We start from the raw sequence: 1,114 nt of genomic DNA on the forward strand, positions 1-1,114 counted from the left end.
AGCCAGAAGAGATCGCTCATATCACCGCTCCGTTTTCGAAGCCGTGAATCATGCTGGTGCAGCGAAATCAATGCATCCTGACCCTAAACGGGGAACGATCCCCTTTCCCGTTACCTTTCAGGCGATGGCCTTGATCTCGGCCCTGCCGAGGGCCGAGAAGCGGTTCATGATAGCGATGCGGATCTGGATTTCGGCGGTCTGGCGGTCGGGGTCTCGTGACGTGATCCGCTCGCCGAAGAGCTTCAGGCGATTCATCTGCGCTTCGATCCGACTTCGGACGTGATAGTCCGCCCATCGTTTCCAGAGCGCTCTTCCAAGGCGTCGCGTCGCGCGCAGGATCTCATTTCGCACCAATGCGGCGGGGCAGTCTTCTTTCCACGCGCGGCCGTTGCGGCGGATCGGTATGACGGCATCGGCGCCGTGCTCGATAATCGCGGCATGGCATCGCCGCGTGTCGTAGGCGCCGTCCGCGGTGACTGTGGCGATCTCTTCACCCTCGGGAATTTGCGACAGCAGGTCTGGCAGCAGGGGGCTGTCGCCCTGGCGGCTTGAGGTGAACTCGACTGCGCGTATGTCCCCGGTCTCCGTGTCCATGGCGATGTGGACCTTGCGCCATTGCCTGCGCCGCGACAGCCCATGTTTACGCACCAACCATTCGCCATCCCCGCGGAACTTGATGCCGGTGCTATCGACGAGCAGGTTCAAGGGCTTGCCCGAACGGCGATACGGGACCAGCACGCCGATCCGCGCCGGGCGTCGACATAGCGTCGAATAGTCCGGAACCGGCCAATCGAGTCCGGCCATCCGGATCAGGCTCTCGACCAGCCCGACCGTCTGCCGCAGCGGAAGGCCGAAGAGCACTTTCAGCGTCAGACAGGTTTGGATCGCGGCATCCGAGAACGTCTCGGGCCGCCCCCGTTTGCCGGTCTTTCCGGCGTGCCAGACCATGTCGGGATCAAACCAGACTGAGAGCGAACCCCGCTGGCGCAGCGCCGCGTTGTAGTCGGACCAGTTCGTCGTGCGATAGCGGGTGGGAGAAGGCTTCGGCATGCCGCCGATCTAACGCACCGGATTCGCGCAGTGAATCCTCCTCACCGATATGTGCAACAACGTC

At 62.7% G+C, this 1,114-nt stretch carries 1 protein-coding gene; it reads right to left on the reverse strand.

Features of this window, described 5'->3' with window-relative positions; translation table 11 throughout:
• Positions 1-117: 117 nt before the first annotated feature.
• A complete protein-coding gene (locus KO516_RS02125; protein WP_216002164.1) occupies positions 118-1,050 on the reverse strand; it encodes an IS5 family transposase in 933 nt (310 codons plus the stop codon).
• Between the last annotated feature and the right edge of the window lie 64 nt (positions 1,051-1,114).

Source organism: Citreicella sp. C3M06, assembly GCF_018860705.1.
GTDB lineage: Bacteria > Pseudomonadota > Alphaproteobacteria > Rhodobacterales > Rhodobacteraceae > Salipiger.

Bases quoted from the DNA above. Each gene is read 5' to 3' on its own strand.
- KO516_RS02125 (WP_216002164.1), bottom strand. From the start codon at position 1,050: ATGCCGAAGCCTTCTCCCACCCGCTATCGCACGACGAACTGGTCCGAC.